Genomic DNA, 7,008 nt, shown 5'->3' with positions numbered 1-7,008 from the left:
GCTTCCGACGACGGAAGCGGGCCAGACGCCCGCTCACAGCACGAGGGTGGTGTCAGTCCTCGATGGTGACGCTGTTGATGACGATGTCGGTGACGGGGCGGTCGCCGGGGCGGGTCGCCGTCGTGCCGATGCCGTCGACGACGGCGCGGGACTCGTCGTCCGCCACCTTGCCGAAGATGGTGTGCTTGCCGTTGAGCCACGGCGTCGCCGCGGTGGTGATGAAGAACTGCGAGCCGTTGGTGCCCTCGACGGCGCCCGTGACGGGGTTGCGGCGCTTGCCGGCGTTCGCCATCGCGAGGATGTACTTGTCGTCGAACGCGAGCTCCGGGTGGATCTCGTCGTCGAAGGTGTAGCCGGGGCCACCGGTGCCGGTGCCCAGCGGGTCCCCGCCCTGGATCATGAAGTTGTCGATGACGCGGTGGAAGATCACGCCGTCGTACAGGGGGTCGTTGCGCTCGGCGCCCGTGGCCGGGTCCGTCCACGTCGTGGTGCCCTGGGCCAGACCGACGAAGTTCGCGACGGTCTTGGGCGCGTGGTTCGGCAGCAGCTCGATGCGGATGTCACCGGCGGAGGTGTGGAGGGTTGCGAACATGCCCTCATCCTCTCACTCCTCCTCTCCCGGACCCTCACGGCACGGCTGGCGCGTGACGCTGCAGCCCAGGGCGGCTGGTGGCACAGTGGGTCCATGGTGCGAAAGAACGTGGGCGACAGCGTCAAGGACAGTGCCAAGGACCTCAACGAGAAGCTCTCCGCGAAGGTGAGCGAGAAGATGAACGAGCTCGACACCGAGAAGCTCAAGGGCTCCGCGACCGAGGCCGCCGCCGTGCTGGTCGACGTCGGTGCCCGGGCCGCGAGCGGCGCGAAGGACGCCGCGACGCAGGCCAAGACGTGGGCGGAGCCCCGCATGGACCACTTCTTGGAGTGGTTGGTCCCGCGGGCGGAGAAGGCGTGGCAGGACAGTGTGCTCGCCGCCGCCCCGCGGATCGAGAAGGCGGCCGACAAGGCCGGCCCCATGGTCGACACGGCGCACGACAAGATCGTGGAGGAGTACCTGCCCCGCGTGGTGGCAGCCTTCAACGACGCGGCGACCCGCGCGGGTGCCGCGGCGGGGGCAGCAGGGGCAGCCGCCGCGGACGCCGCGCGCGACGCCGCCGAGAAGGCCGGCCGCGCGGGCAAGAAGGCGGCGAAGCAGGCCGCCAAGGAGGCCGCGAAGGCCCAGGCCGCTGCCGAGAAGGCCGCCAAGCACGCGGAGAAGTCGTCCGGCAAGGGCAAGGGGCTCTTCTGGCTCCTCGCGCTGGCGGGCGCTGCCGTGGCCGGGTACGCCTTCTGGCGCCGCGCCCAGCCGCAGAACGACCCGTGGGCGGAGCCCTGGGAGCAGCAGTCCGGTCCGGACTTCGACGGTGCCGCGCGCGACGCGAAGCACGCCGTCGGGGACGCGGCCGAGGCCGTGGGCGAGGCGGCGGGTCACGCCGTCGCGAAGGGCCGGTCTGCCGCCGAGCGCGCGGGAGAGAAGGCCGCCGAGCTCGGTGAGGACGTCGGCGGCAAGGTCACCGGGGCTGTGGACAAGGCTCGGGACAAGGCGACGGACGCCGCGAAGAAGGCCTCCAACCGCAGCCGCTCCACCGCCCCCAAGAACGGCCCCGGCCAGAACGCGGCCGAGTCGGGCGAGACGGGCGAGAAGAAGAACGACGAGGGCGACAAGGCCTGACCGCCCGCCGTCACTCGACGGCACCGCACGCCCGCAGACGAGGGCCCCCGCCAGACGGCGGGGGCCCTCGTCGCGTCTGGCACCACCCCAGGGCTGCCATATCGAGATTCGATATGGCATCATCGTCGCGACCGCCCCGGTCGACGACGCCTGGAGAGGACACCGGTCATGGCCCGACGCATGTTCCGCATCGGCACCTGGCTCGCGCTGGCCGCAGCCGTCCTCACCGCGGCCCTCACCGTCACGACGGCAGTGCTGGGCGTCCTGGCACTGACAGGGTCCGTGACCTACCCCGTGGACGTCCGCCTCGGCCCCCTGCACTTCCGCGACACCGTCGTCGTGCGGGTGGCGAACGCGTCGCCGGTCTGCCAGACGGTCGACCTCCGGGCGCCCGACCCGAAGCACCAGCGGGGCGACGGAAGCTTCTGCTACCAGCTCTTCCAGGAGGGTGCCGGGCAGGACGTGCGCGAGGGCGTGGTCCACCAGGACACGGACGTCCGGCCCACGGACGTGCTCCTCTCCGGCGAGGTTCAGCTGACCACCTCGGGTGGCTGGAACTCGTGGGTGGCTGCCCAGGTGGTGAGGAAGGTGGTCGTCGGCACCGTCATCACCATGTGGCTGCTCCTGATGTGGCGGCTGCTCGCCGCGGCGGCCGGCGGCGACGCGTTCACCGCCCGGAGCGTCCGGCTCCTGCGCGCGCTGGGTTGGCTGACGGTCGCGGCAGCCCTCCTGGCGCCGGCGCTGGACCATCTCACCAGCATCTATGCGGTCCAGTCGGTCCACTTCGCGCAGTACGGGCCGCCGTTCCTCGACGTCGTCGGCTCGCGCGGCTACCCGGGCGGCATCAACGTCGTGCAGGTCGCGCTGGGAGGCGTGGTCCTGCTCGTCGCCGAGATCTTCCGGCACGGTGCGGCGATCGAGGACGAGCGCAGGCTGACGGTCTGATGCCGATCGTCGTGCGACTGGACCGGCTGCTCGTCGAGCGGGGGATGACGCTCACGGAGCTCGCCGACCGCGTCGGCATCACCGTGGCCAACCTGTCGATCCTCAAGACGGGCAAGGCCCGGGCGGTGCGGCTCGCGACGCTCGACGCCGTGTGCCGGGAGCTGGGCTGCCAGCCCGGCGACCTGCTCGAGCACGTCGACGACCCCGAGGCCTGAACGCGACAGGGCGTACCGGCCCGCGTGGGCCGCTCTGCGGAACGACGAGACCCCGCACGCGTGGCGTGCGGGGTCTCGGTGATGGTGGAGCCAAGGGGACTCGAACCCCTAACCCCCTGCTTGCAAAGCAGGTGCGCTACCAATTGCGCCATGGCCCCGGGCGGCCCGTGGTGACGGGCAGCGGGGAGCGGCTCAGTCGATGGTGTCGGTGACCTCGGACCACAGGTCCCGGTCGGCCGAGTCCTCGTTGAGCCGGCGCCAGACCAGGAAGCCCGCGCCGAGCGCAAGCAGGAGGACGAACAGCTTCTTCATCTTCAGCCTCCTCGTCACGACCCTGAGGTCGTACGTGTCGGGCCCGGACCTGGTGTGGCCTGGAGTGGGGCTAGGAGGACTTGAACCTCCGACCTCTTCCTTATCAGGGAAGCGCTCTAACCGTCTGAGCTATAGCCCCGAGCGCGCTCCCAGCGGGAGCGCGTGCAGCACGGAACATTACCGTACGCGGTGGCCCCGGCCCAAACCGGGACCGCCGTCACGTGGTGTGACGTCGGTCCCGGTCCGGGACGGTGGTCACTCGTCGGTCAGCGTGAGGTGCACGCCGCCGACCAGCGCGGCCGTGATGTTGTACAGGATGGCCATGATCGTCGCCAGCGCGGTCATCAGCACCACGTTGACGATGGCGATCAGGACCGACAGGGACACGACCCGGTCGAACTTCACGAACTGCATGAGGTTCACGGCCTGCGGGCCGATCGTGTCGCTCATGAAGGACTGGATCGTGGCGAACGTGCCCATGTCGTTCAGCACGTACCAGACGACCATCGTGGCGACGACGGTGATGAAGCCGATCGCGACCGACAGCAGGAACGCGAGCTTCATGACCGACCAGGGGTCGACCCGCGAGACCGAGAGGCGCACGCGGCGCGGGCCCGCGCCGGCGACGGCCGCGCCGACCATCGGCGAGGCGGCGGGCGTGGCACCCGTGGGGGTGGCCTTCCCCTGCACGCCACCGGCCGAGTAGTGCATCTCCGGGCGAGGCTCGGACTTCTTGGCCTGTGCCTGGGGAGCCGCGGTGGTCTGCGCGGCCTGGGGGTCCTTGGGCGTGCCGTCCGGCATCGCCGACTGGACCTTCTTCGCCGCGCTCCGGGCGGCGGCGAGCGCGGCTGCCGCCGCCTTGACCGCCCCCTCCTTGACGGGGGAGGCGCCCTGCGCGGAGGTCGCCCCGGCAGGCTCCGCGGCCGTCGCAGGCACGCCGCCCGCAGCGGCCGGGGCCGGCACGGACGCCTGCACCTGCGTCGTCTGGAACGCCGGAGCCGACGACGCGGTGCGCTGCGCCGCGGCCCCTCCGACGGTCACGCCGCGCGGGGCGGACCCCTGCGCGGGCGGGGGCGGAGGGACGGGGGTCCGTCGGTGCGTGGCGTCGTCGATGTCCGCTCCCCGTGCCGGGGAAACCGACGCCCTGGTCGACGCGCTGTTCTCGGTCATCAGTCCTCGTCCCCGCTCGTGGTCGGCTCGTCGGTGGTCTGCTCCTCGGCGGCCTGCTCGTCCACGCTAGCCGACTCGACGTCGGCAGGACGCTCGACGTTCCGGGCCACCGCGATGATGCGGTCGCCGCGATCAGGCTTGGCAAAGGTCACGCCCTGCGTGGTACGGCCGGTCAGGTTGACCCCCGCGACCGCCGAGCGCACGATCTTGCCACGCTCCATGATGACCAGCACCTCGTCGTCGGCCTCTGTGACCAGGGCCCCCACGAGGTCTCCACGAGCCTCGACCAGGTTGGCGACCTTGATGCCGTAGCCGGCACGGCCCTGCACCCGGTACTCGCCGATCGCTGTGCGCTTGGCGAAGCCGCCCTCGGTCACGACGAACAGGTCGGTGCCCGGCGTCACGACGTCGGCGTTCAGCAGCTCGTCGTCGTCCCGGAACTTCATGCCGGTCACGCCCGACGTCGCGCGGCCCAACGGGCGCAGCGTGTCGTCGTCGGCGGGGAACCGGATCGACTGGCCCTTGCGCGACACGAGGATGAGGTGGTCGTCCTTGTTGACGAGGCGCGCCGCGACGAGCTCGTCCGGGTTGCCCTGCTCGTCCTCGCGGAGGTTGATGGCGATGAGCCCGCCCGACCGAGGCGAGTTGTACTCGCCCAGGCGGGTCTTCTTCACCAGGCCGCGACGGGTGGCGAGCACGAGGTAGTCCGCGGCCTCGTAGTCCGGCAGGTCCAGCACCTGGGCGATCCGCTCGCCCGGCTGGAACGCCAGCATGTTCGCCACGTGCTGGCCCTTGGCGTCACGACCGCCCTCGGGCAGCTCGTAACCCTTGGCGCGGTACACGCGGCCGAGGTTCGTGAAGAACAGCAGCCAGTGGTGCGTCGTCGTGACGAAGAAGTGCTCGACGATGTCGTCCTCGCGCAGGGCCGCGCCCCGGACGCCCTTGCCGCCACGACGCTGCGCGCGGTAGTTGTCCGACCGCGTCCGCTTGGCGTAGCCGCCGCGCGTGATCGTGACGACGACCTCCTCCTCGGGGATGAGGTCCTCGACCGACATGTCGCCGTCGAAGGGCAGCACCGTGGTGCGGCGCTCGTCGCCGTAGCGCTCGACGATGGCGTCGAGCTCGTCCTGGACGATGGCGCGCTGGCGCTCAGGCTTGGCGAGGATGTCCTTGTAGTCCTCGATCTCGCGCTGGAGCCCGTCGTGCTCGTCGATGATCTTCTGGCGCTCCAGGGCCGCGAGGCGACGCAGCTGCAGCGCGAGGATCGCGTTGGCCTGCTGCTCGTCGACGTCGAGCAGCTCCATCAGGCCGGTGCGTGCCTCCTCGACGTCGGGGGAGCGACGGATGAGGGCGATGACCTCGTCCAGGGCGTCCAGCGCCTTGAGGTAGCCGCGCAGGATGTGGATCTGGCGCTCCGCCTCGGCGAGCAGGTACTCGGTCCGCCGGCGCACGACCTCGACCTGGTGCGTGGTCCAGTGCCGCACGAACGCGTCGAGGCTGAGCGTGCGCGGCACGTCGTCGACGAGCGCCACCATGTTCGCGCCGAAGCTGAACTGCAGCGGCGTGTGCTTGTACAGGTTGTTCAGCACGACCTTCGCGATCGCGTCGCGCTTGAGCACGATCACGAGGCGCTGGCCGGTGCGGCCCGACGTCTCGTCGCGGATGTCGGCGATGCCGGCGAGCTTCCCGTCGTTGACGAGGTCGGCGACCTTCGAGGCCAGGTTGTCCGGGTTGACCTGGTAGGGCAGCTCGGTGATGACGAGGCAGATCCGGTTCTGGATCTCTTCCACGTTCACCACGGCGCGCATCGTGATGGAGCCGCGACCGGTGCGGTACGCCTCCTCGATCCCCTTGGTGCCGAGGATCTGCGCGCCGGTCGGGAAGTCCGGCCCCTTGATGCGCTGCATGAGCGCCGCGAGGAGCTCTTCGCGCGACGCGTCCGGGTTCTCCAGGTGCCAGCGCACGCCCTCCGCGACCTCGCGCAGGTTGTGCGGCGGGATGTTCGTCGCCATGCCGACGGCGATGCCGGCGGAACCGTTGACGAGCAGGTTCGGGAACCGGGCGGGCAGGACGACGGGCTCCTGCGTGCGGCCGTCGTAGTTGTCCTGGAAGTCGACCGTGTTGCGGTCGATGTCCCGGACCATCTCCATGGCGAGCGGCGCCATCCGGCACTCGGTGTACCGCGGGGCGGCGGCGGGGTCGTTGCCGGGCGAGCCGAAGTTCCCCTGGCCGGCCACGAGCGGGTAGCGCAGCACCCAGTCCTGCACGAGACGCACGAGCGTGTCGTAGATCGCCGTGTCGCCATGGGGGTGGAACTTGCCCATGACGTCGCCGACGACGCGCGAGCACTTGGAGAACGCGCGGTCGGGGCGGTAGCCGCCGTCGTACATCGCGTACAGCACGCGCCGGTGCACCGGCTTGAGGCCGTCGCGCACGTCCGGCAGGGCACGCCCGACGATGACGCTCATCGCGTAGTCGAGGTAGCTGCGCTGCATCTCCAGCTGCAGGTCCACCTGGTCGATGCGGCCGTGGTGCACCGCGACCTGTCCGTCGGTCGTCTCGAGCGCCTCGTCCTCCGGGGCGCCGTCCGTCATGTCGGGACCGGGGGTCTCGTCCGTCACCGTCTACCTTCTTCCTGTCCTGCGCCGCCGGGGCGCG

7 protein-coding genes and 2 tRNA genes are annotated in these 7,008 nt (G+C 71.0%); 3 read left to right on the top strand and 6 right to left on the bottom strand.

The genetic code is table 11. The annotated features are described in order from the left end of the window. Nucleotides 1-52: 52 nt before the first annotated feature. Nucleotides 53-592 (bottom strand): peptidylprolyl isomerase, encoded by a 540-nt coding sequence (locus ACWGKI_RS00725; RefSeq protein WP_380244683.1) that lies wholly within the window; start codon nt 590-592, stop codon nt 53-55. A gap of 93 nt (nt 593-685) precedes the next feature. Here ACWGKI_RS00725 and ACWGKI_RS00720 point away from each other — a divergent pair, with 93 nt between their 5' ends. The 3 genes from ACWGKI_RS00720 (at nt 686) to ACWGKI_RS00710 (ending at nt 2,868) form a co-directional block, all read left to right on the top strand. Next, nucleotides 686-1,708 carry a hypothetical protein gene (locus tag ACWGKI_RS00720; protein ID WP_380244684.1) on the top strand — a complete coding sequence of 341 codons (1,023 nt, stop codon included), beginning with the start codon at nt 686-688 and terminating at the stop codon, nt 1,706-1,708. 168 nt (nt 1,709-1,876) lie between these two features. Continuing rightward, a complete protein-coding gene (locus ACWGKI_RS00715) occupies nt 1,877-2,653 on the top strand; it encodes a DUF2975 domain-containing protein (RefSeq protein ID WP_452183852.1) in 777 nt (258 codons plus the stop codon). Next, nucleotides 2,653-2,868 carry a helix-turn-helix domain-containing protein gene (locus ACWGKI_RS00710; protein ID WP_452183850.1) on the top strand — a complete coding sequence of 72 codons (216 nt, stop codon included), beginning with the start codon at nt 2,653-2,655 and terminating at the stop codon, nt 2,866-2,868. Before ACWGKI_RS00715 ends, ACWGKI_RS00710 begins: the two co-directional genes overlap by 1 nt. An 82-nt stretch (nt 2,869-2,950) precedes the next feature. Here ACWGKI_RS00710 and ACWGKI_RS00705 read toward each other — a convergent pair. The 5 genes from ACWGKI_RS00705 to gyrA all read right to left on the bottom strand — a co-directional run bounded on the left by ACWGKI_RS00705 (nt 2,951) and on the right by gyrA (nt 6,971). Further along, nucleotides 2,951-3,026, bottom strand: a tRNA-Ala gene (locus tag ACWGKI_RS00705). 34 nt (nt 3,027-3,060) lie between these two features. Then, the gene (locus tag ACWGKI_RS00700) at nt 3,061-3,180 is read right to left on the bottom strand and encodes a DLW-39 family protein (protein WP_380244687.1); all 120 of its coding nucleotides are present in this window, start codon (nt 3,178-3,180) and stop codon (nt 3,061-3,063) included. A 65-nt stretch (nt 3,181-3,245) separates the two neighbouring features. Beyond that, a tRNA-Ile gene (locus tag ACWGKI_RS00695) sits at nt 3,246-3,319 on the bottom strand. Nucleotides 3,320-3,435: 116 nt separating this feature from the next. Further along, nucleotides 3,436-4,350 carry a DUF3566 domain-containing protein gene (locus ACWGKI_RS00690; protein WP_452183847.1) on the bottom strand — a complete coding sequence of 305 codons (915 nt, stop codon included), beginning with the start codon at nt 4,348-4,350 and terminating at the stop codon, nt 3,436-3,438. Beyond that, nucleotides 4,350-6,971 carry a DNA gyrase subunit A gene (gyrA, locus tag ACWGKI_RS00685; protein ID WP_452183845.1) on the bottom strand — a complete coding sequence of 874 codons (2,622 nt, stop codon included), beginning with the start codon at nt 6,969-6,971 and terminating at the stop codon, nt 4,350-4,352. Before gyrA ends, ACWGKI_RS00690 begins: the two co-directional genes overlap by 1 nt. Between the last annotated feature and the right edge of the window lie 37 nt (nt 6,972-7,008).

It is taken from the genome of Isoptericola sp. NPDC055881, from assembly GCF_053615895.1.
The sequence above is the reverse complement of the archived record's forward strand: the minus strand, read 5'-3'. Positions and strand labels throughout refer to the sequence as shown.